At 50.0% G+C, this 24,256-nt stretch carries 21 protein-coding genes and 1 pseudogene; 6 read left to right on the top strand and 16 right to left on the bottom strand.

Features of this window, described 5'->3' with window-relative positions:
• Nucleotides 1-9: 9 nt before the first annotated feature.
• Nucleotides 10-999 (bottom strand): hypothetical protein, encoded by a 990-nt coding sequence (locus NTV65_06605; GenBank protein ID MCX6114866.1) that lies wholly within the window; start codon nt 997-999, stop codon nt 10-12.
• Between the two features lie 209 nt (nt 1,000-1,208).
• Between NTV65_06605 and NTV65_06600 the strand changes: the two genes are divergently transcribed.
• Nucleotides 1,209-2,078 carry an SURF1 family protein gene (locus NTV65_06600; GenBank protein ID MCX6114865.1) on the top strand — a complete coding sequence of 290 codons (870 nt, stop codon included), beginning with the start codon at nt 1,209-1,211 and terminating at the stop codon, nt 2,076-2,078.
• On the opposite strand, the gene NTV65_06595 is transcribed toward NTV65_06600, so the two are convergent.
• Complete coding sequence (locus NTV65_06595) at nt 2,047-2,370, bottom strand: hypothetical protein (GenBank protein ID MCX6114864.1); 324 nt, start codon at nt 2,368-2,370, stop codon at nt 2,047-2,049. The genes NTV65_06600 and NTV65_06595 overlap by 32 nt on opposite strands.
• Nucleotides 2,371-2,451: 81 nt before the next feature.
• Between NTV65_06595 and tsaA the strand changes: the two genes are divergently transcribed.
• Together tsaA and NTV65_06585 are read left to right on the top strand one after the other, a co-directional pair.
• Nucleotides 2,452-3,270 carry a tRNA (N6-threonylcarbamoyladenosine(37)-N6)-methyltransferase TrmO gene (gene tsaA / locus NTV65_06590; protein ID MCX6114863.1) on the top strand — a complete coding sequence of 273 codons (819 nt, stop codon included), beginning with the start codon at nt 2,452-2,454 and terminating at the stop codon, nt 3,268-3,270.
• 407 nt (nt 3,271-3,677) lie between these two features.
• Nucleotides 3,678-5,423 (top strand): ABC transporter ATP-binding protein, encoded by a 1,746-nt coding sequence (locus NTV65_06585; GenBank protein MCX6114862.1) that lies wholly within the window; start codon nt 3,678-3,680, stop codon nt 5,421-5,423.
• A 12-nt stretch (nt 5,424-5,435) separates the two neighbouring features.
• Here the strand turns inward: NTV65_06585 and NTV65_06580 are convergent, their stop codons facing one another.
• Genes NTV65_06580 through pdxH form a run of 3 tightly spaced genes read right to left on the bottom strand, consistent with a single transcriptional unit; the run spans nt 5,436 to nt 8,389 of the window.
• Nucleotides 5,436-6,908: a class I SAM-dependent methyltransferase gene (locus tag NTV65_06580; protein ID MCX6114861.1), complete on the bottom strand. Its 1,473-nt coding sequence runs from the start codon at nt 6,906-6,908 to the stop codon at nt 5,436-5,438.
• Nucleotides 6,909-6,911: 3 nt separating this feature from the next.
• Complete coding sequence (locus NTV65_06575; GenBank protein ID MCX6114860.1) at nt 6,912-7,757, bottom strand: NAD-dependent epimerase/dehydratase family protein; 846 nt, start codon at nt 7,755-7,757, stop codon at nt 6,912-6,914.
• The gene (pdxH, locus tag NTV65_06570) at nt 7,748-8,389 is read right to left on the bottom strand and encodes a pyridoxamine 5'-phosphate oxidase (protein ID MCX6114859.1); all 642 of its coding nucleotides are present in this window, start codon (nt 8,387-8,389) and stop codon (nt 7,748-7,750) included. Before pdxH ends, NTV65_06575 begins: the two co-directional genes overlap by 10 nt.
• Nucleotides 8,390-8,563: 174 nt before the next feature.
• Here pdxH and NTV65_06565 point away from each other — a divergent pair, with 174 nt between their 5' ends.
• Nucleotides 8,564-9,616: a peptidylprolyl isomerase gene (locus tag NTV65_06565; GenBank protein ID MCX6114858.1), complete on the top strand. Its 1,053-nt coding sequence runs from the start codon at nt 8,564-8,566 to the stop codon at nt 9,614-9,616.
• 23 nt (nt 9,617-9,639) lie between these two features.
• Here NTV65_06565 and NTV65_06560 read toward each other — a convergent pair whose 3' ends face one another.
• The 8 genes and pseudogenes from NTV65_06560 to NTV65_06525 form a co-directional block, all read right to left on the bottom strand.
• Nucleotides 9,640-10,059, bottom strand: a complete 420-nt coding sequence (locus NTV65_06560; protein MCX6114857.1) for a hypothetical protein — start codon at nt 10,057-10,059, stop codon at nt 9,640-9,642.
• Between the two features lie 99 nt (nt 10,060-10,158).
• Nucleotides 10,159-10,968 carry a tryptophan synthase subunit alpha gene (gene trpA / locus NTV65_06555; protein ID MCX6114856.1) on the bottom strand — a complete coding sequence of 270 codons (810 nt, stop codon included), beginning with the start codon at nt 10,966-10,968 and terminating at the stop codon, nt 10,159-10,161.
• Nucleotides 10,958-12,154 carry a tryptophan synthase subunit beta gene (gene trpB / locus NTV65_06550; GenBank protein MCX6114855.1) on the bottom strand — a complete coding sequence of 399 codons (1,197 nt, stop codon included), beginning with the start codon at nt 12,152-12,154 and terminating at the stop codon, nt 10,958-10,960. The genes trpA and trpB overlap by 11 nt, the downstream gene beginning before the upstream one ends.
• Entirely contained in the window at nt 12,151-12,777 is a 627-nt protein-coding gene (locus NTV65_06545) for a phosphoribosylanthranilate isomerase (protein ID MCX6114854.1), read from the bottom strand. Before NTV65_06545 ends, trpB begins: the two co-directional genes overlap by 4 nt.
• Nucleotides 12,778-12,779: 2 nt before the next feature.
• The gene (trpC, locus tag NTV65_06540; protein MCX6114853.1) at nt 12,780-13,571 is read right to left on the bottom strand and encodes an indole-3-glycerol phosphate synthase TrpC; all 792 of its coding nucleotides are present in this window, start codon (nt 13,569-13,571) and stop codon (nt 12,780-12,782) included.
• A gap of 4 nt (nt 13,572-13,575) precedes the next feature.
• On the bottom strand, nt 13,576-14,562 hold the full coding sequence (gene trpD, locus NTV65_06535) for an anthranilate phosphoribosyltransferase (protein ID MCX6114852.1): 987 nt from the start codon (nt 14,560-14,562) through the stop codon (nt 13,576-13,578).
• On the bottom strand, nt 14,546-15,130 hold the full coding sequence (locus NTV65_06530; protein MCX6114851.1) for an aminodeoxychorismate/anthranilate synthase component II: 585 nt from the start codon (nt 15,128-15,130) through the stop codon (nt 14,546-14,548). Before NTV65_06530 ends, trpD begins: the two co-directional genes overlap by 17 nt.
• Nucleotides 15,131-16,487: pseudogene (locus tag NTV65_06525) on the bottom strand (anthranilate synthase component I family protein).
• A gap of 368 nt (nt 16,488-16,855) precedes the next feature.
• Here NTV65_06525 and NTV65_06520 point away from each other — a divergent pair.
• On the top strand, nt 16,856-17,113 hold the full coding sequence (locus NTV65_06520; protein MCX6114850.1) for a hypothetical protein: 258 nt from the start codon (nt 16,856-16,858) through the stop codon (nt 17,111-17,113).
• A 72-nt stretch (nt 17,114-17,185) separates the two neighbouring features.
• Here NTV65_06520 and NTV65_06515 read toward each other — a convergent pair whose 3' ends face one another.
• Nucleotides 17,186-18,379 (bottom strand): hypothetical protein, encoded by a 1,194-nt coding sequence (locus tag NTV65_06515; protein ID MCX6114849.1) that lies wholly within the window; start codon nt 18,377-18,379, stop codon nt 17,186-17,188.
• A gap of 61 nt (nt 18,380-18,440) precedes the next feature.
• On the opposite strand from NTV65_06515, the gene tgt reads away from it, so the two are divergent.
• On the top strand, nt 18,441-19,634 hold the full coding sequence (gene tgt / locus NTV65_06510; GenBank protein MCX6114848.1) for a tRNA guanosine(34) transglycosylase Tgt: 1,194 nt from the start codon (nt 18,441-18,443) through the stop codon (nt 19,632-19,634).
• Here the strand turns inward: tgt and NTV65_06505 are convergent, their stop codons facing one another.
• Entirely contained in the window at nt 19,635-20,717 is a 1,083-nt protein-coding gene (locus NTV65_06505; GenBank protein ID MCX6114847.1) for a ribonucleotide-diphosphate reductase subunit beta, read from the bottom strand.
• Nucleotides 20,718-20,782: 65 nt separating this feature from the next.
• Complete coding sequence (locus NTV65_06500) at nt 20,783-24,115, bottom strand: ribonucleoside-diphosphate reductase subunit alpha (protein MCX6114846.1); 3,333 nt, start codon at nt 24,113-24,115, stop codon at nt 20,783-20,785.
• Nucleotides 24,116-24,256: the final 141 nt, after the last annotated feature.

Raw genomic sequence — 24,256 nt, 5'->3', positions numbered from 1 at the left:
GTTACTCTCCTAGAAAGATACCGATAAAATACCACCACTCAGCAGGCCATCCCCGCCGTGCAAAATAACGATCTTCTCGCCGGCCTGCAGGGTGTCCCAAAGTGATGTAACAGCTACTCCGGCACTAGCCCCTAGAGCATAGCCCCCCTGTAACGTTGAGCTTAGAAGCCTTTCGGATGGAATATTAAACTTTGCTCCGCAGCGGCGCATATCACCTCCGAAGAGCTGTGGAGCAACAAGATATGGTGCGCGGCTAGGCATATCAACTGAAACTGAGAGTTTCTTAAATCCCTGCGCTACTATCTCACCCAGCTCCCCATAAGAGATCATGTGCTCGCACGCCAAAGAGATCGAACGTTGCACAGTGATAGCCGATTTAAAACGACCATCTCTACCAAGATAGAAATTTTGTGCCTGAAGCTTCCCTTGATGCCTTGTAGATATAACGAACGCTGCGGCAGCATCGCCGAATAAATACGCAGGAAGCACGGGCCCTGAGAAATCAACCTGTTGTGTGGGCGTGTTCGTTGAAACGCAGAGTACGTAATCTGGCACCCGTTCAGGTTTCCAAGAGGAGAGCATCTCAATATGAAGCGAAAGTGCACCAATACCACCGATAACATCAAACGCTGGAACCTTTAGCCCGAGCCCTCCACCTATTCTCTGGGCCTCGGAGGGGCAGGTCTGATAGGGAGTCGCGGTATCTGCGATAATTAGCCCGAGCTGTTCGGGTGCGATCCCGGCCCGCTCCATCGCCTGTCGAGCAGCTTCAATACCGAGCGAGGTTGGGGTAGCGGTTGCAACTGCGCGCGCCTCTAGGATCTCTACGTTCCTGGTATTTTTAATATAATCGAGTGGAAGGGATGTGCGCCGACTACGAACTCCGAAACGATCAAGTATCCGCCTCTCAGCTTCGTTCGGGTTAAGTCCCAATGAAGCGAGCAGTTCATCCGATAATAGTTCGTTCGGATACGCAGCACCTGCACCTACTATAAACATCTCAGCAGCTCTTTGAACATGGATATAACTATCTAAGCGGCTCTATCGTCCGCTTTAATTTTAGCGATAATAGCACTCTAGGTTATGGAGAGTAAAACCCGCTTAACAACCTAAAATCAATGGGTTATAAAAACTTTTTAGCTCCGCGCAACTCCTAAGAGGCTACACGCTCTGGTCAGTACTGCATATGGAGCGTACCATTGTTAGACATGAACTTCAGATTCTCCTTAAAAGTTACAATTAGCTGCCTAGTCCTCGCTACCGGCATGACTAGCCTATCTATCTGGCAATGGGGGCGGCACCTCCAGAAGCAGGAGCTGATACAAGAGCTCGAACGGATCCTGCTTCTTGAGCCGATTCCGCTTAGAGAGCTTGTTAATCAGAAACCGGATTGGGCTAACCTTACCTTTAGGCGGGTAAGTCTCTCCGGAACTTTCGATTTTAAGCACGAGATCCTGCTACGTAATCGTAGCCTTAATAAGCGTGCCGGTAGCCATGTTATCACCCCTCTAAAACTTGACGGGCCTGGCGAGCTTTATGTGTTAGTGGATCGCGGCTTCCTTCCACTTGGACGGGAAGAAGCCGAGCAACGCCTAATATATCAACACCCCGAGCACACGGAGATCTTTGCGCTTATTAAGGGGTCGATGCCACAGAAGCTCTTTGCGCCGCAGGATCCTGAGGTTGCTCCTGGCAAGCCCTGGGTTGATGGATGGCTTAGAATTGATATTCCAAATATTAAGAAGCAGCTCCCCTACGAGCTGCTTCCAGTCTATCTAGAAACGATGGAGAACCCAAACGATCCGCTACTGGTGTCAAAGATCGTACGCAAGGGCGATGCTGGACGGGACGATATCTTGAATTTAAGCGGAAAGTCTAATGTAGAGAACTTTGGAATGGACTCTCCGGATGCCGCTTATCCGATTCCAACCTTCGATACAACGCCACCGCCGGATATACATCTAGGCTATGTTTATGAGTGGGCCTTTATGGCGCTGCTAACGATCTCAATTGGCTTGATTATGCAATTTAAGAGACCCGGCACATCTAAAACGTCACAGAGGAATGCATCGCTTTAAGATCTCTGAGCGAGCTTAGGATATGGTGTGCATCGAGTTTAATCATGATTGAGGCATCGTGAACGAGCCTTATAAGACGAGCCGCCTCTAGCGCCTCGCCGTAAAGGGTAGCCTTTGAAAACATCTCTAGCAGGATACGTTGGCGGCGTACTACCTCTTTGTACGATAGCATTCGATCTGTAAGAGCCTGACCACCCTGTAATACCGTTCCAAGTGAGCTTGTGGCTGACTCTACGGCGGCATCTAACCTATTAATGGCCTTGGTTATATTTGATATCTGCTGTGCTGACATAGGGGCTTTCTATAAGTATATGCCCCCATATCTGCCGATCTAGTAAATATGCTTCCAACATAACATTATGCCCCTAATATTATGACACAGCCAGTACCTACGCTCCCGACCCTATCATTACAGCCTATCGGTGTTATCCGCACCAAGATGCGGACTAAATTTGACTCTCCTCACCAACCCAAGAACTCAGAGGAGGAGAGAAATATTATTCAGCTTTATCCAGGCCACGGCTTTCACGTTGCGCTGAGAAACTTAGCTGAGTTCGATAGGATCTGGCTCGTTTGGTGGTTTCATAGAAATTCAACCTGGCGTCCCCTCGTTCTTCCTCCACGGGGAGAGGCGATAAAGCGCGGGGTGTTTGCGACCCGCTCTCCGCACCGACCGAATCCGATCGGAATTACCTCCGTACCGCTCCTAGGAATTGAGAGGTTAAATCTTATCGTTGGAAATACAGACCTCGTTGATGGCACACCGATCCTCGACATTAAGCCTTACATTGCAACGGTGGATGCCTTTCCTGAGGCCTCCCTCGGATGGCTTGCAAAGGTTGAGGAGCAGCTCTTGCAGCCACCCAAATATTCAATCAGCTATTCACCCCTGGCATCTACGCAGCTCGAATGGCTTAGAAATAGCTGTGGGGTAGATTTCATTGAGAAAGCTGCTGAGGTGTTGCAACGCGATCCAAGTATTCACCGCACAAGAAGGATTCGGAGGTGGAGCGAAGAACTCCTTCAGATGGGATGCGGTCCTTGGAGAATCATCTTTTCTGTTAAAGAATTAGAGGTAGTGGTTATCTTTATTTCACCCGGATATCCGGATCACCTCCTTCTAGCGGGGCCCAACACTGAGATTAACGATCAGGATGCTCAGATAGCTTTTAAGGCTATCTGGCCAGATTAGCGCCGAACTGCGTGATCTTACTAGAAACTCTCCGCCCCCTTCAAACGCTGGCGGCTTCTGAATCCTTTTCTGAATCATCGCTCCATTTTATGTTTGACTACCGCAGAGCTGCTCTATAGAGTTAACAAACTAACCTTTGGAGATCCTTCAAATGAGAATGCTTGAGAACATAATCGATCTAGGAATTTTGGACGCAGTCACTGCTGCGTTCGATAGCTCCTACGTATCGCATTAGGGTTGGCCTCAGCGTTGCCAACCCTTTCTGGGCTGGCAAAACTTCCTCCGTATAAACAATACAAGAAGCTCTACCAGCACCCAGAAAGGGTGTCGCGCCGCTTTTCCAATCTAATTGTGGCCGCTCTGCGCTATGCGTGGGGCACGCTAAGCTCAATATTACAGAGAACAGTATGAAAGATAAGTTACTAAAAAATCCCCTGATATACCTAGCATGCATGATGTGGCGTAGTGGCGCAGGGCGTCGCCCGCAGATAGTGCTGCACCTGACACTCTCAGTCATCTCGATGGGCTTCTGGCTTTCGACCCCCCTTATTATCGCTCGTTTTATGAACGCGGCACAGGCCGCCGCATATGCTGGCCAACTTGCAGAGTGCGCCTGGCTACTCGCCGCCATGGTTACTATGGGAGTTATCGGATGGTGTTTTCACGGACCAAGCCGGGTTATTGAATTGGTGAGCGCGTTCTGTATTCGCAGAAATCTGCAATCAGAGCTCCTTACAAAGGTCTCGCAGCTGCCGCTCTCGTGGCATAAGGCGCACCACTCCGGCGAGACTATAGACCGTATTACCCGCGCCAGTGCTGCGCTCGGGAGCTTTGCCGAGGGGAGCTTTGAGGCACTCGGTCTTATTACACGCTACGTTGGCGCGATAATAATGTTGAGCCTCTTTATGCCTGTGGCTGGATTTTATATCGGCATAGCAACCTGCGTCATACTCGTTGCTATATTGCTCTTTGATAGGTGGTTAATCCCGCTCTACGACGAGTCGAACAGCAAGATAAGCAAGGTTGCCGCCGCAGTGCAGGACTACCTAACTAACATTACTACGGTCATCAGCCTTAGACTTGAGGATCGTGTGGTGCGCGAGGTAAACGCCAAGATGGATCGTATACGCCCACTTGCGCTACGGACCTCTGTTATGCAGGAGAGTAAGTGGTTTAGCGCCAGCTTACTTATCGATCTGATGAGGGCTGTGGTGCTCCTGTGTTACATCATCTCAGTCTTTAAGACCAAGGCGATAATAGAGATAGGAACGCTCTATGCCCTTAACGAGTATCTATCAACGATCGGTCAGGCTTTTTTTAGCTTTACCTCGCACTACGGAAACTACGTGCAGTCGGCCGCAAAGCTGCGTGCTGTAGAGTACATCCACACAGATCACCTGCGTGAGGTGGGGCCCACAGCACTCCTTAAATTGCCGAACGACTGGCGTAGCATTGAGCTAAATAACGTTTGCTTTCAGCACCAGGGTGAGGGCCGTATAACAGCCGGTCTCTTCGGTGTGGATCTCAAGCTTACTCAAGGTAGGAGCTACGCAATCGTAGGAGAGAGTGGTAGCGGAAAATCAACCCTGCTAGCTATTCTGCGTGGGTTACAGCAGCCAAGCAACGGCACGGTGATCTGTGACGGCGAGCTACAGCCAGAGGGACTGGCCGCAATTACCCACCATACGACCCTGATCCCACAGGAGCCGGAGGCAGTATATAGGGCGCTCTCTATGGCGCAGTTCTCGAACGTGCTGGAGCGCTTGCCCCGTGGGCTTGAGACCAATATCGCAGAGAAGGGGGTCTCCTTAAGTGGGGGCGAGAAGCAGCGCCTTGCACTAGCAAGGGGGATATTTTTTGCAGCAGACCGGGACTCCGAGATCGTTTTACTGGATGAATCAACTAGTAGCGTTGATATCGTGAACGAAAGGCGTATCTATGAAACGATCCTAAAGCACTTTGGCGCACGCATAATTATATCGGCTGTGCATAAGTTTAACCTACTAGATCTCTTTGACGAGATAATCGTTATGGAGCAGGGTAGGATTACTGAGAGCGGATCACTTATGGAGCTACTGCGCAAGAAAGGAGAGTTCTCTCGCTTGTGGGAGCGCTACGCTAATTCGGCCAAGTCCATTGAAGCTGTTGGTTAGGAGTGCTTGCAGTTATAGGAGTAGGAATCCAAGCTGAACAAGCCGGTCGTAGGCGGCTTTAACGGTGTCGCGGGGATGATCGCGTGAGAGCTCGTTAATAATTGCCGTAGCCTCCTGTTCGCCGTTACTGCGGATAATTATCTCGCGCTCGATAGGGGAGAGCTGCAGTGCTTCGTGTCTTAGTGATGTGGCGAGCTCGCCGGTCTGTGCTTGCATGCGGGAGTATTCAGGTGCGCGTGGCTTACCTACACTGGCTAGCGCCAGTAAAGGGCGATCGCACGTTACCTCAATAAATCCGGAACGCCATAGGCTTACCAGGGAGCTTATAATATCGGCCTCGTTTAATGTTGCAGAAAGATCGGCAACGGCTTTTAATCTAATCTCCTCTGGAGTAGCGCCCACACTACCATAAGTTCCAACAACCCCCAGGATCTCCGCTATTATTCCAGAAGGAGTTTGCACCTCTCTCCCTGAAACGAGCTCCACAAAGCGGCTCTCGTTAGCACCATTAGCGCCTATTTGCCTGTAGGTTGTGCTAAAGAAGAGCTGCCTAAAGACGCTAGCTTTAAGATCGCGCTGCAAGCTCTGCCCCGTATGACAGAGTAGGCTCTCTCTAAACGTCCTATTTCTAAAGATATCGAGGGCCTGTTCGCGCGCGATAATATCTGAGCTTATCTCCCTAAAAAAATCGGCGACATCTGGACCTAGATCGTCGCTCGACATAAGCGAGACCCGCGCCTCTGAAAGAAACTGTACGCCCGCCCCCTCGGCGCGTTTTATAAAATCAGAGAAGAGACAGGGTAAATTATACTCTGCAAGGAACTCATGCATCAGGTACGAGCTCTCAGAGCCCTTAAGACGGCAGAGGGCCTCTTGTAGGTAGCTGCCGTAGGGGTCGTTCGGATCGTTACGGGTTGAAGCTACAAGCTCAAGGAATTTAAGCCCCCCTCGGAGCTGCTCATCCGGGTCGAGCCCCCCGGCGATACTAGCGCCGAACATCATTACATCTCTTACAGCGCCCCGCTGTCTCCAGCCGGGAAGTACGTTGTAACTTACAAATGCCACGCCGCTCTTAGAGAGGGCGCTACTGCATAGCTCAAGTAGCTTGCCCTGTAGCTCATCTGAAATCCAGGAGTAGATGCCGTGTGCAACGATATAATCAAAGCCTGCACGCTCAGGGCGGTACTCTTTAATGTCAGCACAGATCCATTCAATATTTTTCAAACCGAGTAATTCCGTTACCTGCCGGGCCTCTGTGATATGTCTTAAAGAGAGATCAATTCCGAGAAAGGTACTGCCTGGATAGCGCTCAGCAAGGGGGATAATATTTCCACCAGTTCCACATCCGATCTCAAGCAAGCGGCAACTATTAGGAGCGGCCGCTTCAACTCCATACAACCGCGCTATAGCGCCCATGCGGTTAGGATCGCACTCTTTGCGCGCGTAGGTTTTATAGGGCTTATGATCGTATGAGATAGCTTTCATAGCTTATAGCCCCTCACGATAGGAGGGATACCGTAGAGTAATCGCAAGTAGCTTTTTCATTAAGTCGTTTTTTATAATCTGATTAGATAGCCGTGTATATGATCCTGCGCGCAGCGCCTCCTGCTCTGATATATAAGCGGGAAACGGCACCCCCTCCCGTGCACAGATAAAGGAGAGAACATCCCTTACTCGAGCGGGATGATCATCGCTAACGCACAGAACCTCTGGAAGCTCCAAAGCTTCTACTGCGCTAATAATAATCGAAACTAGATCCTCAACATGGATTCGGTTGCTCCAACTATCCCCGTCTCCAACCATGCGATAGGTGCCGTTTATAACTGAATCTACCATACTACGGCCGGGGCCATAGATCGCTGGCAACCTTAGGGCGGTTACCATTTTACCACTACTGCGGTACGCCAACTCTGAGAGATAGCGCGCCTCGCCCTGTGGATTCCAGGGCGCAGGCACCGTGGATTCATCAACTATTGAGCCGTCCCTTACGCCAAAAACTCCGGTAGTGCTTAGGTAAATTACCCTCGTAATCTTAGTGGTCGCTAGGGCGTGCACAACACGTTTTACACCCATTGTCCGGTCAACTGCTTCTCGTAGCGGCGGAACACTATCAACTAGAACAGTGAGCTCCGGATATGCTTTAAAAAAACTAACCACACTCTCGCTCTCCTCCAGAGAGAGCCTCTGAGAGGCCCATCCCAGCGCTTGCCACTCGGCGCACTGCGCAGCAGAGCGCGAGGTGATAACAAAGCTACCAGGTTTTAACCTCTGGGCTACCTTAGTCAGGGTATACCCCCCACCCATAAGGGCTATGTATGGGGCTTCTATGGCCATAAGCGATCTATCCTCCAGATACCTGCGCTAAGGGAGTACAAAATTCGATCGTGTAGCCTACCCTCCCTGCCCTGCCAGAACTCAAAGGTAGCCGGAAGAGTTCGATATCCACCCCACTGCGTGGGGCGCTCTAGGATAGCCCCTGCGGTCGCAAGTTCTAGATCTATATAGGCACCCTCAATCTGGGCCCTGGAGTCCGCCACGCGGCTCTGCTGTGATACTGCGGCGCTCAGCTGGGCATTGCGTGGTCGCGTTTGGAAGTATGCGTCTGAATCCTGCTCACTAATCTGCTCTACGGTGCCCTCTATCCGTACCTGCCGCTCCAGGGAGGGCCAATAAAAAAGAAGTGCCGCCTGCGAGTTCTGCGCTAACTGCACCCCTTTTTTACTCTCGTAATTAGTGAAGAAAACAAAGCCCCGCTCGTCTAACCCCTTTAGTAGTACCATCCTTACCGATGGCTTTAGATCAACGCCTACGGTTGCTAGCGCGCAGGCATTTGCTTCAGATGACTCAGAGAGCTTCGCTGCTTCGAACCAAGCCTGAAACTGCAGATACGGCGAGGAATCCACGATCCACTGATCGAGGGTGCCGCTTTTATACTCCTTGCGTAAGGCCTTTATTTGTTCGTCCAATCTCCTCCCCTCCTACATATCCGCCATGCATAAAACTAGTCCTAACTGCTGGCTTTGCACAAGAGATAGAGCCCTGCACCCTAATATTTCGAAGGGAAAAAGCCTTGCTTCGCCCGGCATTGAAAACTACTCTCTAGTAACTATTTAGCTTTAACGTTCCAAGAGATACATACCATGAAGCACCTATCTAAAGCCGCCTGTACGATCGTAATTGTCGCTGCCTCTGTGATCCATATCGCCGCTGCTACCCCGCTCTCTTCGGCGCAGAATAGCTCTCTCTTAAACGATCCTAACACCATCGTTGCTACACTCAACGGAGAAAAGATTACAGTAGCAGATATTAACCGCGAGCTTGAGCAACCGGAGCTTCAAGCTATGGTTGAGACCATCAAGGATGACCCTGCAAACCTGATAAACTTAAAGATCTCAATCCTCGCCTCTAAGATTGATAGGGATCTGTTGGTCAAGGCCGCCAAGAGCTCTCCAAGTTACGATCCTGCAGAGCTACAAAAATCCTTTGACGCACTAGTTGCTGAGCAGGGTGGCCGAGAGAGCATTAATACTACGCTCTCTTCGTATGGCACCACCTGGGAACGATTCTCAGATGATATCAACAACAAGCTATTGATTGAACGCTACGTTGAACAGGAGATACTCAAGAACTTTACGGTTTCTGAGGCTGACCTTAAAAAATCATTTACAGAGAATCCCGACCTCTATGCAACACCAGAGATGGTTAAGGCCCGTCATATCCTAATTAAGATCGATCCTAAAGCAACACCGGAACAGATCGCAGCGGCCCGCAAAAAGATCTCTGAGATTCGCACTAAGGCGCTTGCTCCAGGGGCTGATTTTGCACAATTAGCTGGCGAAAGTTCGGACGATGAGGCCACAAAACTTGAGGGTGGAGATCTCGGCTTCTTTCAGCGCGGCATGATGGTACCCGAATTTGAACAAGCTGCCTTTGAACTTAAAGTAGGTGATATCAGCGACCCAGTACAATCGGAGTACGGATTCCATATTATTAAAGTTGAGGAGCGTCAGGTTGCTGGCAGCCCTGACTACGAAACATCTAAGGATAAGGTGCGCTACCTTGTTATGGCTCAAGCGCACGATAGACTACTAATGGAGCGTATCAGCCAGCTCCGTAAGTCTGCAAAGATTGAATACCTTGTGCCAGAGCTTGCTGCCTTAAGGAATCCAGTTGCGGCACCGTTAGGCGAATAAAGACTAATCTAGCTTGAGGGAGGCTAAGAAGCCTTAGGCAAATGGAGGCTATCCAATCCATCTCTAGTGGTAGGAGTGTTGTCCTTCATTATCTTTTTCAGATTTAGGAGAGTATCTCTTACCTCAGCGGAACTAAGCTCTGAGCTTTTGCTAGTAGTTTCGTATTTTTCGTCCCTCTGTGGTGGAGTGTGTCCCTCTATTTTTGTACCACTAACAAGCACCCCGGTTGTTAAAAATAAGATCTTTTTGCGCTCTGAGCAGTACGGGGGGTTAAGCTCTCTATGCGAAGTTGTAAGCTTGTATTCCCCATTATCAATTTTCACCTGGGCTATCAGCTCATGGCCCGCTAGCGAGAGGTAGACACGCCCCCCCTGCTTTATAATGTCTTTAAGGATCTCTAGCTGAGCATTGGGTCCTAATTGATTGCTAGTAATGCTTGCCATTTTTTTCTCCGGAGATACAACTGTTAATACTATATCAGATAGTATACCGAAGCTTTTTACGCTACTCAAAAAATTCTGCTGCCGCAGCTCTATCGGGGTCTAGCCATGCCTAATCTGTTTTATGAAATCGGAGACGGAGCCTGAGATATCCTGCTTGGGGCTTGTAGAACCGGTCGTTTTTAGATCGATCTTGGCTATCGCGCGAAGAAAAGCGCTCCCGATAATGGCCCCATCCGTGTGTTTTGTTACTAAGTTAAAGCTCTCTTGATCGGAAACTCCAAAGCCTACAATAAGCCTGCTTTTAAGCCCCATCTCCATAAGATGCTTGAAGAATCTCTCGCGCTCCTGACTGACCTCAGCCCTGCCCCCAGTAATAGCGTCGGATGATACTACGTAGAGAAACGCTGGATCCTCGGCATCCAATTCCCTGATACGCTCATCCTCCGTACGCGTAGTAATAAGGAATACGGGCTGAATGCTATTTCTCTTAAAGAGCGGCCGATAACGCGCAAGGTATTCATCAAAGGGCATATCTGGAAGTATCAGGGCATCTATACCACAGCGTGCCGCCTCTTCAAAGAAGCGCTCACACCCGTATCGCTCAACGGGATTAAGGTACCCCATTAGAAGTACTGGCATCGTAATTGAGCCGCTACGGAGCTTGGAGAGCTGCTCAAAGAGCAGCTTAATAGTCATGCCGTTTGCGAGCGCTACGAGGTTACTCTCCTGAATCGTTGGGCCATCCGCTACTGGATCAGAGAATGGAAATCCAACCTCAACCATATCAACACCGCTGGCCTGAAGTGCTGTAATAATAGGCATGGTGTCGTTAAGGCGGGGGTATCCAGCTGTAAAGAAAATTGAAAGAGCTGGATTTTCTGGAAGTTGTTTGAACCTATTACCTATCATCGCCGATCTCCTCTGCAAACGCCTTCAGATATGTACCCATATCCTTATCCCCACGACCGGATATAACCACAACAACTCTATCCGATGATTTAAACTTTATGCGCTCTAGGTGCGCCATAGCATGCGCCGTCTCAAGTGCCGGAATTATCCCCTCCCTTTGCGCCAGGTGCTTGGCAGCCTGCAGCGCCTCATCGTCAGTTACATTAACGTACTCTACCCTCCCTACATTATGCAGATGCGCATGTTGCGGCCCGATACCTGGGTAATCAAGCCCCGCTGAGATAGAGTGCGCCTCCTCAACCTGGCCATCTGCGCTCTGCATAAATAGGGTGCGGCTACCGTGCAAAATTCCTGGGCTCCCTAGCGCCGTTGTAGCAGCCGATCGACCACTACTAACGCCACACCCAGCAGCTTCAACTCCGATAAGAGTAACGGAGCTATCCTCTATAAAATGAAAAAAGGCCCCCATAGCGTTACTACCACCACCAACACAGGCGATAATATGTGTCGGCTTTCCTTGAATACCTTTTAAACATTGCTCACGAATCTCTGCGCTAATAACCGACTGAAATCGCGCTACCATATCCGGAAAAGGGTGCGGACCAACAACCGAGCCGATAATATAGTGAGTATCATGGGGATTTGCGATCCAATCCCGTAGCGCCTCGTTCGTTGCGTCCTTAAGGGTGCGACTGCCACTCGTAACGCTACGCACCTCAGCTCCTAGTAGACGCATGCGCGCTACGTTTAGAGACTGGCGCTCCATATCGATCTCACCCATATAGACCACACACGAGATCCCCATCAGAGCGCAGACCGTTGCTGTGGCAACGCCGTGCTGCCCTGCTCCGGTCTCTGCGATAATGCGCGTCTTGCGAAGTCTACGAGCAATAAGGATCTGCCCTAAGGTATTATTAATCTTGTGTGAGCCCGTGTGCAGTAGGTCCTCCCGTTTAAGCAGCACCTCACACCCATACTCCTTTGAGAGTCGTTGTGCCCTAAAGAGCGGTGTTGGCCTTCCAGCAAAATCCCTTAGCAACTGATCTAATTCGATCTGAAAGTCAGGCTCCTGCGATATCTCAAGATACCTCTCCTGTAGCTCTCTTACGTTGGGATAGAGCATCTCAGGGATATAGGCACCACCAAATTCACCGAAAAATCCCCGTTCACTGACCGCTAATTTCATACCGCTATCCTCTCTAACAGCTCGTTAATCTTAGCTGCATCCTTAACTCCGATCTCCGACTCAACCTTCGAGTTAACGTCGATTGCAAAGAAATCTGGCAGCTCCTGCGCTAAACTAAGAGCTTTATCTATATTGTGCGCCCCTACTCCACCAGCAAGCATAAATGGCACCCCGGCCCGATACGAAGAGAGCCATGACCACTCAAACGATTGACCACTCCCGGCGCTAGCGCTGTCGAATAGATACACATTAGGCGTTCCTTGTAATGCTTTCAATTCAGCCAGATCTCTTATACCTGTGACCTGAACGGCCTTAATAATTAAAATATCGGGGAGCTCCGCGCGCAGCAGCTCCATGTAGCGCAGATCCTCTACGCCGTGCAGCTGTACGGCTTTTAGTCCAAAAGATTGAACTCGCTCCTTAATAAACTCAATTGATTGATCTCTAAAAACACCCACCGTACAGATTGAGGCTGGCAGATGTGAGAGATCTAGCTGCGTCGTAACGCAGCGTGGTGAACTTGGAGCGAAGATAAAGCCCATAAAATCAGGTAGCAACGCACCGATAGCTCTAATATTGTGCGGGTCTTGCATCCCGCAAACCTTTAACTTAAGTCGCCGCATAACTATCCTTCTCTTACCTGCTCGATTAACTTTTGACAGGCGAGATCAGGCGCGCATGTCTTCATAAAGGCCTCCCCGATTAAAAACCCCTGATAGCCGCAACCCTTCAGCGCTCTAATCGTCTCGGCCTCTGAGATGCCGCTCTCAGTAATTTTAATAAACTCACTAGGAATCTTAGGGGCCAGCCGCTCTGAGCAGCCGATATCAACCGCAAAGGTTGTCAGGTCTCGGTTATTAACCCCAACTAGATCGACCTCTTGGCATAGATGCGACTCAAGCTCTAGCTCATTATGCACCTCAAGCAACACCTCAAGCCCCAGTGAGCGGGCAAGGCTACCAAGTTTTCTTACCTCTGCCGGACTAAGAGCTGCAGCTATCAGAAGTACTACGTCAGCTCCAACAGATTTTGCCTCGATTACCTGATACGGATCGATCATAAAATCCTTGCGCAGGACTGGGCAGGAGTTAAGTCTACGGGCTGTTATTAGATCCTCAAGAGAACCGCCAAAGTACCTCGTATCCGTTAGAATTGAGAGCGCTGACGCCCCAGCCTCTATATACCCCCTTGAGAGTTGCTCTATTGAGATCTCATTATTTATGACACCCTTCGATGGGGAGCGGCGCTTAATCTCTGCGATAATTCCCACCCCCTCTGCGCGTTTAAGGCAGCTCCGTAAGGAGTGCGGCGTAGCCTTAAAATATGGGCTACTCTCCAGCAACTTCGCTGGATAGAGCCCCCGTCGCTCGGCTACCTCGGTGCGCTTATGTGCTATTATCTCCCCTAAAATGTTCATATCTTTATGCCACGCTATCTTTTAAAACTTTTAGCGCCCGGCCAGAGCTGATGGTCTCGCGCGCCTGCTCAACATGATCAATTAATAATCCCCGCTCCGCACTGCACCACATAGCTAGTCCCGCACTTGCAGTTACAACCGCCTGCTGCGCAGGTGAGCCCCGCCCCTCAAGAATCGCCACAAGTAGCTTGGCCGATTCGGCGATAGATGCCCCCCCCTTAATCTCTGAGTGTGCTACCTTAAAGAGTCCAAAATCCTCTGGCTGCAATTGTCGTCTGCCTGCCCTGGTTATTATTTCAAGGGGCGCTGTTAGGGTGACCTCATCGTAACCATCCGTAGTAAAGAGAGTTGCAAAGTGCGCTCCGCGCCGCGCAAGGAGGTATCCATATAGCCTTAAGAGCGGGCGGTCATAGACCCCATTTATCTGAAAGGCTGGTTGCGCTGGATTCACCAAGGGCCCTAGCATATTAAAGACCGTACGAAATCCAAGCTCCCGCCGTACCGCTTGGGCCCTGCCTAGAATGGGATGAAAGAGCGGTGCATGCAGAAAGCAGACGTTCGTTGCCTCAAGTGCACGCAATAATACCTCGCGGTCCGTTGAGAACTTAACCCCTAGCTCCTCAAGTACATTAGAGGAGCCGCACATGGATGAGACCCCGTAGTTGCCATGTTTTGCAACCTTATACCCCGCTCCAGCTAATACAAACGCGGTAGCGGTTGAGATATTAAAGGTATTACGATTATCTCCCCCAGTACCGCATAGATCCATAACGCTATACGGCGAGAGGTCTAGCAACGTTGCAAGCTCCAGCACTGCTCGTGAGAATCCATCTAGCTCATCTAATGTGACCGCGCGCGCACGCAGTAACGTAAGCAGTGCGGCAAGCTGTGCTCCATTAGTGCTCTCCTGTAGCGCTAGATGCATTAAGACGCGCGCCTCTTCTACAGAGAGCCTCTTTCCGTTCAGTATCTCTTCAAGCTGCTGTTTCATCTGCCACCCAGTTTTCAATCATAGTCCGGCCATGCTCCGTGAGGATCGATTCGGGATGAAACTGCACACCTCGCACGTTTAATCTCGAGTGCCTAAGCGCCATAATCTCACCGCTATCATCAACTGCCGTAATCTTAAGCTCCTCGTTAGGCGTTGCGGTTCGTTGCACAACCCAGGAGTGATACCTACCAACCGAGAACCTCTTCGGGAGACCCATAAAAAGCAGCTCCTCTGGGTCTATTACCTCCAGTGCTGTAGCCTTGCCGTGAATAGGGGTTAATATATTAAATAGCGGTGAGCCGAAAACCTCGCCGATGCATTGGTGTCCAAGACAAACGCCGAGGATGCTCTTTGTTTCAGCAAAGTTCCTCACTATATCCATCATAATCCCAGCCTCTGAGGGGATGCCTGGGCCAGGTGAAAGCACTATCTTTTCAAATGTAGAGACCTCATTAAGGGTAAGCTTGTCGTTTCTCTTAACGGTCACCGAGACTCCGCTAAAAGACTCGAGGATCTGCACCAGATTGTAGGTGAATGAGTCGTAGTTATCGATCATCAGGATTTGCATCTATATCTCCTCGGCCCGTTTAATGGCAGCCCGTAACGCCCCGAGCTTGGCATGAACCTCTCGCATCTCATTCTCAGGATCGGAGTCGTATACCACTCCCCCCCCGGCCTGGTAGACCAGGGTGTTATTGATACTAAGGAAGGAGCGAATCATTATGCCGAGCACAGCATCCCCATTAAAACCGAGGAATCCGATCGCTCCTCCGTAGTGCCCACGCCGGATCGGTTCAAGTGCATCTAGTATCTGCATCGCTCGATATTTAGGAGCACCGGAGAGCGTTCCCGCAGGAAATGTATCGCTCATAATTTGTGCTGCACTTACATCCTGTGCGAGCGTTCCTTCAACTTTCGATACCAGATGAATAACGGTTGCGCGCCAGGTCGACCAACATACAGTGCTCTGCGTTCTCCTTCGGATCCGCAAGTAATCGCTCCACCCTGACTCTGTCTTCGCTGGCATCACCACTACGCGGGGTGGTTCCGGCGATAGGGTATATTCCAGCGGTTCTCTCCTGTACTACTATCTGCGCCTCTGGCGATGAGCCAAAGAGATTATATCCGCCGAAATCTCCGTAGAATAGATAGGGGGATGGATTAATCGAGCGCAGCGCCCGATAGACCTGCAGATCATCGCCCTTAAAGGCTTGTAGATACCTCCTTGATGGAACGATCTGAAAAACATCTCCGCGCGCAATATGTCCCTTGCAGAGTCGAACTAAGCTTAGAAATTCCTCATCAGATAAGACCGAATCCTCAGCACCTTCGATGCTAAATGGGTGTAGATGTACGTTTGAATCAAACGCTGCACGAACAAACTCCTGATAGCTATCATCTGTATCCTCCTCACCTACGATATTCTCAAGGATATGAACCTCGTTCCTAAAGTGATTAAAGGCCAGCACATACCGATAAACTGAGAAGCTTGCCGCTGGAATAGCGTAAGTTGGGTCCGGTTTTTTTGTAAATGTAAGGGTCTCCATATGCTCTATAGAGTCCCATGCAGCGTAACCAAAGGCTCCGTTTACTACCCCCTTCGGTAGGGCGCTGGATTCGATCTTAAATGAGTTAAGAAAGATAGAGAGCTCTTCGCTAAATCCAGTAGCATGCTTAATGGGCTTCGGGGGCTGCTTCTCGTTAAGATACGAAAGATGTAGCTCTCCGTTCTCTATCTTAAACTCCGCTAGCGGATCGCAGCAGATAAAAGACCTGCAATCATCCGCCCCATGGAAGTCTGAGCTCTCAAGTAACAGCGCCCTAGAGTAGCGATCACGTAGCCTAGCGTAGACCGCGATCGGGGATGTAAGGTCGGCTATAACAGTGTGGCAGGTTGTTCTTATATTCAAGGAAGTATTATTCATGACAACTCTTGAGGCAGAGCCATTATTGCTGGCGTATAAGGATTAGGAATGCGGGACTGGGAAAACGAGAGTAGTAGAGGCGCGGGTATGGTTGGGCTATGCCCAGAAAAGAGCTATCGAGTGTCGCCAGGAGATATCCAATAAGCTTGGTGGCGTAAAGATGGAGTTGTAACTCAACATATCTTTAGAGTCTATGGCCCCTAGAGCCACTAAGTCAAGGATTTTGCAACTATACTGCACTCTATAACCATGCCCAATTATTAAAGCAGGACTACTTAAAGCTTGATTATGCCCAGCATTTTCCCTAGCCTCTACCCAGGGAGTGACATATCACAAGGTTTTTTCCACGGGAAAGGTAGGTTTATGTAATGGACAATATCGATGTCCCTATGGGCGTTCCAGATCCAGTAACTCTCTTGAACGAATTTGTTGCCGCTCTTCCATATAAGGAAAGAGAGATAACAAAGCTACGTTTCGGGTTGGGGGATGGATACCGGTACAGCCTATTGGAGATTGCGGCTATCTTTAAGATGCAAATAAAGGACATGGAAAACTTTATTGTGCAGATTGAGGATAGGTTGGCACGTCAAGAGCTCTTATGGATTGCACGTCGTAGCAATACTTAAAGCTCCACAGAAGGTTAAAATGATGTGATCCGACGTAAAGAGCTCCCCTCTTTACCTCGGATTCACCCCTTCCTAACGCGTACGTTGATGCCCCGGTAGCCTGATATGCTTTGCTACCGTGCGTAACACAACACTGTCGCGTGAAAGCACAAAGATCCAACCGCCATAGATTCTAAAGCGCTCTCCTGTAACTCCGAAGCGCTCAAGCGCGCCTGAGATCTTACTATGATCGATCGGCTGAGAGAGTTGATAAAACGAGGAGAATCTTTCAAAGCACTCTGCTGCTGTAAACCAGCTATTAAACTTTTCGCGTGGCTCACGCGCACGCCGAACTAACTCCTCAAATTCACTAAAGGCCCGTGCATGGACCGCCGTATGCTGGCTAGAAGACTGATAAAACCCGATTAAATCTCTGTGTTTTGGGGTTAGTTTAAACGACCCTAATTTCTCGCTTGGGGCCCTATTCAGCTCCTCCCGCAGTAGCGTGCTTAAATTTCGCCCATTTAATTCATATACCCTAACAAGCTCTCCGCGCTCCTCTATAAAAAGAAATTTTCCTGCAGCTCTTACCTGTTTCGTTTTTGAAGTTTTAACACCTTGCGGAACAATAATAGGAAATGTTTTTGGCACATCGCGTGCACGTCGCGTTATTGCGACCAGAGCTTTTAAACAAACAGAGAGACTCGTATCGACCTCTGGATAGCGCCTCTGTAAGAAGCGTGAGGTAGCTGCTAATTTAAAGAAGCTACGCAACACCACCTCAGAGATAACTACCTGCTTATCTCGCCGAGCTACGAGTATCTCTACTCCTGCCCGTCCGGGCCTAATCTCAATTCCCTTAATAGCTTTAAGCTGCGCATCCCCTGGGTGCAGATAATTTGCTGTAGGAAGGAGTGAGCCTAGATAATAGGGCAGCCCATACTGTTGGGGGGACTTTAACGGAATAGGTACAGTGAACCCAGCCAATACGTTTTTTCCCTCAACGAGGTAATGGCGCTCAGGATGTAACCCGAAGAGCCATTGGTGCGCCTTCTCTACACTCTTATTGGCTAGCCCCTGGCTCTCAGCAAGTATCCAGTCCTGGTACTGCTTGATTACTGATAAAACCCCCCGTTCATCTACAAAGAGCCCGTGTGGCACGACTCGAACCATCTGGCGCTCGGCTTCAAACTCTTTAGAGCGTCGTAATCGCTCTAGAAACCCCACTAACGGCGCTCTTTCGTTCGCGACCTCTTCCTGCTTCTGTTCCTGTCCAATAGAGCTCATGAGCTATGATACCCTATAGAACATTTACCCCGCCATCCCCTTGCAGTAACCTATCCGAGCTATGTCTGATAAAGAACGTCTCCCCTGCATACTAGAAGCTACCGACCCGTGGTCACACGCCCGCGCGCTACGTTTAAGTACACTACACGGGACGGTTGAGACCCCGATCTTTATGCCGGTGGCGACACAGGCCGCGCTGCGTCACGTTGACCTAAATGTCGCTAAGGATCTGGACTACCAGGTTCTACTCGCCAATACCTACCACCTACTCCTGCGTCCCGGTGCCGAGGTTTTATCTAAAGTAGGGGGGTTGCACCCATTTATGCAGTGGGAAAGGGGCGTTCTGACGGACTCGGGGGGCTATCAGATCTTCTCGCTTAGTAAGCAGTTATCTCTAAGTGAGGAGGGCGCAACTTTCAGGAGCTATACCGACGGCAAGCGCATTGCCCTCACCCCTGAGCTTAGCATTGAGATGCAAGGTATTATCGGCAGCGATATTATGATGGTACTCGACCACTGCGTAAGTTCGACCTCGGATGAAGTAACTACGAGGGGGGCGCTAGAGCTAACCACCCGCTGGGCAAAGCGTAGCCTACTAGCGCGGGGAGACTCAATGCAGGCGCTCTTTGGAATCGTTCAGGGTGGTTGCTTTCAACAGCTACGGCGTGAGAGCGCAGAACAGATTACTGAGATGCCCTTCGATGGTTTCGCTCTTGGAGGACTCGCCGTAGGTGAGAGTAAAACTGAGCGCGAAGATACCACCGAATTTGCGGCGCAGCTTCTGCCGAGCGCTAAGCCCCGCTATCTGATGGGGGTTGGAACACCTATAGACCTGCTGGAGGCGGTACGGCGCGGAATTGATATGTTCGATTGTATCCTTCCTACTGCGCTAGCTAGTCAGGGTGTGTGCTTTACCTCGCATGGCAAGATAGATCTGCGCCGCGGGATCTATAAGCTTCAGGAAATGCAGCTTGACGCACTTTGCCCCTGCTCTACCTGCCTCCGTTTTAGCCGTGCGTACCTGCATCACCTGATTAAGTCAAAGGAGTCGGTGGCGGGGCCGCTGTTAAGTATTCACAACCTGACCTTCTACCGGCGCCTGATGCACCGTATGCGCACAGCTATACTGACGGGCCAATTTAGGGCCCTGTATGAAAGCGAGGTTAACGCTCTCAGCTCTAACGATCTAGATAATCCGACCAGCCCCCCTCAACGTAAGAGGCCGGTCGTGACAGATTCGACGCCTACGATCTAACTACCAGGTCAACGACGCCGCTGTCTGATATTCAGTAACCCTGGTCTCAAAGAAGTTCTTCTCCTTGCCGAGATCTATCGTCTCGCTCATCCATGGGAAGGGATTCTTAGAGCCGTACTGAGTCTTTAAACCGATGCGCTCAAGACGACGATCCGCTACGTACTGCACGTAGTCACGGAACATCGGAGCGGTTAGTCCAAGGATCCCACGTGGCAAACAATCAGCCGCGTAGTTGTACTCAAGCTCTACAGCTTGGCGAATCTTGTTGGTGATGTGCTCCTGAAATTCAGGGGTCCATAGCTCTGGATTCTCAGCCTTAATCGTATTGATCAGGTCGATACCAAAGTTAAGATGAATGCTCTCATCGCGCAGGATGTACTGGAACTGCTCTCCGACACCAGTCATCTTATTCTGTCGGTGGAATGAGAGTATCATTACGAATCCGCTATAGAAGAAGATGCCCTCCATGATTACGTAATAACCGATCAGGTTCTCAAGGAACTTCTGTGCGCCCTCAAAGTTTGCCGTTGAGAAGTTCGGATCAAGCACCTCTTCGGTCAGCTTCATCTCGAACATGTCCTTAGCATTGATAGAGTTCACCTCGTTGTACATATTGAAGACCTCGCCCTGATCGAGCGAAAGGGACTCAACGATGTAGTGGAAGGTGTGGGTGTGAACGGCCTCTTCAAAAGCCTGTCGCAGTAAGAACTGACGACACTCAGGATTGGTCACATGCTTAAAGATAGCGAGTGTGATGTTGTTACCTACGAGGCTCTCAGCCGTACTGAAGAATCCTAGGTTACGCATGATAACGCGGCGCTCATCGGCGCTCAGGCGATCGGACTTCCAAAGTTCGATATCCTTGCCCATCGCCACTTCGGTTGGCAGCCAGTTATTCGCGCAGCCATTGATATAGTGCTCCCAGGCCCACTTATACTTGAGCGGCATAAGTTGATTTACGTCAACCGCAGCGCAGTTGATGATGCGCTTTTCGGCAACACTTACGCGCTTCTCCTTGCCATCATCGTTATCTCCCTGTGAACCGGTTGAACCTGCACCATCTAAATCATTAAACGTAAGCATTTTATATGTCTCCTATAACCCACTATAACTAAATTTTTTCATTCCTAATTTTTTCATGCCTAATTTTACTGGCAACTCTCACAATCACCATCTAGTCCACAGACCTTCGGCACGCCAGGCTTTTCGCTTAGAGCCGCGTTTGTAGGAGTGCTCTCCACTACAACGTTGCGTTCTACTACAATATCGTTAGATGCTGATGCGTTCTTCATCCATCGCGGCTGTAGGCCACGCTTGTTAATATCGGTCGTGGACTTCTCAATCTGCGTAGCGCCTAGTGAACGGAGGTAGTAGGTAGTTTTAAGGCCCTTCCTCCAGGCATGCATGTACATATCATGCAGCTTCTTACCGCTTGGCTCTGCGATATAGAGGTTGAGCGACTGTCCCATGTCGATCCACTTCTGGCGACGACTTCCACACTCAATCAACCAAGCAGGCTCAATCTCGAACGCCGTAAGATATATCTTCTTGAGACTCTCAGGAATTCTCTCTATCTCCTGAATGGACCCATCGAAGTACTTCAGATCGTCGATCATATCCTCATCCCAGATATTGAGCCCCTTAAGGTCATCAACTAGGTAGTTATTGTGCACGATAAACTCCCCTGAAAGATTGGACTTTGCGTAAAGGTGCTTATAGTTAGGCTCAATCGACTGGCTGACCCCCGTTATGTTCGAAATAGTCGCTGTCGGCGCAATCGCCATAGTATTGCTGTTGCGCATACCGTTCTTCTTAAGCGCTGCTCGAACTACACCCCAATCAAGGGTAGTAGTAGTATCAACCTCAAGATTGCCATCACGCTCATCAGCCAAGATCTTCAAAGTATCTATAGGCAATAATCCACGATCCCACTTCGAGCCCTTATAGGTAGAGTATGCCCCCTTCTCTGCCGCTAACTCGCTCGATGCAAGGATCGTATAGTACGAGATGATCTCCATGCTTTCATCGGCGAACCTAACCGCCTCTAGACTTGCATAGCTTATCTTCTGCGCATACAGAGCATCCTGGAATCCCATGATACCGAGACCGATCGGACGGTGTCTTAAGTTTGCGTTTTTCGCCTCTATAGTTGGATAGAAGTTTATGTCAATAACGTTATCTAACATCCGTACGGCTGTCTTTACGGTCTTGGCAACCAGCTCACGATTGACTCCATTAGGGCCAACGTGCTTAACAAGATTTACCGAGCCGAGATTGCAAACTGCGGTCTCTTCGGCCGAGGTGTTAAGCAGGATCTCTGTGCAGAGGTTAGAGCTATGAACAACCCCAACGTGATCCTGTGGTGAGCGGAGGTTCGATGGATCCTTAAATGTGATCCATGGATGTCCGGTTTCAAATAATAGGCTAAGCATCTTGCGCCAAAGCACGGTTGCCTCGATCTTTTTAAAGAGCTTAATCTCGCCGCGCTCTACCTTGCCCTCATATTCAACGTAGCGTTGTTCAAACCTCTTTCCATAAAGATCGTGCAGATCGGGCACATCATTTGGACTAAAGAGGGTCCAAGTACCGCTCTCTGATACGCGCTTCATGAACAGATCTGGGATCCAGTTAGCTGTATTCATGTCGTGAGTACGGCGACGCTCATCTCCAGTATTCTTGCGCAGCTCAAGGAAGTCCTCAATATCAAGATGCCATGTCTCTAGGTAGGCGCACATCGCACCCTTACGCTTTCCACCCTGATTGACCGCTATGGCTGTATCGTTAGCGACCTTAAGGAACGGTATAACTCCCTGGCTACGCCCATTAGTGCCCTTAATGCGAGCGCCGGTTGCGCGCACATTGGTCCAATCGTTTCCGAGCCCACCAGCCCACTTTGAAAGCTGCGCATCATCAGATACGCACTTAAAGATATGCTGCAGGTCGTCCATAATCGTTGTTAGGTAGCAGGAACTAAGCTGTGGATGCAGAGTTCCGGCATTGAAGAGAGTCGGCGTGCTCGATGTAAATAGACACTGTGAAAGAACGTCATAGAACTCAATCGCGCGCTCGTTTTTATGCTGGCCCTCGTTAACGCTCAGCCCCATCGCAACGCGCATCCAAAAGATCTGCGGAGTCTCAAGACGAACATCTTCATGGTGAATCAGGTAACGATCATAGAGAGTTTGCAGCCCGAGGTAGGCAAATTCAAGGTCGCGCTCAAGCTTGAGAGCCTTGGCGAGCTTCTCGAGATCAAACTCAAGCAGCTTAGGCTCCATGTGCTCAGTCTCCACTCCCTTCTTAAGACACTCTTTAAAATACTGCTGGTGCGACTTATCAAGGGTCTTGCTATTGGCAGCTACAGACATCGTCTCACGGTAAATAACATCAAGGAGCAAGCGTGCTGCTACGCTTGAGTAGGCCGGGTCCTTCTCGATCTTGGAGCGCGCAGCCATTATATTGGCCTGGTCGATCTCTTCGAGCTTAATCCCCTCGTAGAAATTCTTGATAGACTCCGCCAACACCATCTCGCTTGAAACTAGCTTCTCAAGACCCTTACAGGCGTGCTCAATCCTCTTTCTAAGCTCTAATTCAGTTACAGTAACGCTCTTGCCATCGGGAGTTGCGGCCTTAAATGACGCTCCGCTACCTTTCGCGGTTAGGGTCTCAGCCTGGGTTGCAACCTTGGTCTCTATAACCTCTTCACTCTGCGGCTCCTCCATCTCGCGCTTTGCGGCGCGCTGCGCGCGGTAGATAATGAAATCCTTCGCTTCCTGATAGAACCCCTCCGCCATCATCTGGCGCTCAACTTCATCTTGGATAAACTCAACGTGTAGCTGTGAGCCCTCGCGTGAAAGCTGTGCTGCGCGGTCCACTACCTTATTTGTCAGTAGATTAACGGAAGCTATGATATGATCCGAGGTTTGTCCGGTGATCTTAAGGGATGCGCGGAAGGCGCGCTCAATAGCTGAGGCGATCTTCATCGGGTTAAAGCGCACAACGCTCTTTCCGTCGCGTCGGGTCACCTTAAGGCTGCGGGGAGAGTCATCACGGGCACTCTTATGCTCATCACGGTAGATAATATAGTTACGAGCCGCCTCGTAGTGGCCGCCCTGCATCAAGCGCACCTCTACGATATCCTGAATTCCTTCAACCGTAACGCAGGCGCCCTTGGCGGCCTCGGCTGCGACAGCCTGGAGGACCTCTTCGGTAATGCCCTGGGCGATACTGTAGAGCTCCTGCGGTAGGGGGGCACTTGGAGCGACTGTGTGGGTGGCGCGAATGGCGAGCTCAATCGCCCTGAAGATACGGGCCCGTCGAAATGGAACCAGGGTGCCGTTGCGCTTAACAACCGCAAAGTTCTCGAGATCTATGGTTACCGTAGCTTGAGGGTAAGTTTGAGAGTGCGGGGCTCCTTGCGCCGCAAGTATTCCATTTAATGCTGTTGTTTTAGCTACTTCCAGCTCGCCTGCGATGCTACTCATAATCTACTTAACCCCTAATAACTGAGCCCTATACCCATAAGCAGCATTTTAGCCGCCGATTTCAGACAACACTCGTCCTGCTCGCTTTATAGCGACCGCAAAAAACACCCTATGCCATACCGCCTAATGTGAAGATTAGTA

The organism is Pseudomonadota bacterium (genome assembly GCA_026390555.1).
GTDB lineage: Bacteria > Bdellovibrionota_C > UBA2361 > UBA2361 > OMII01 > OMII01.
The sequence above is the reverse complement of the archived record's forward strand: the minus strand, read 5'-3'. Positions and strand labels throughout refer to the sequence as shown.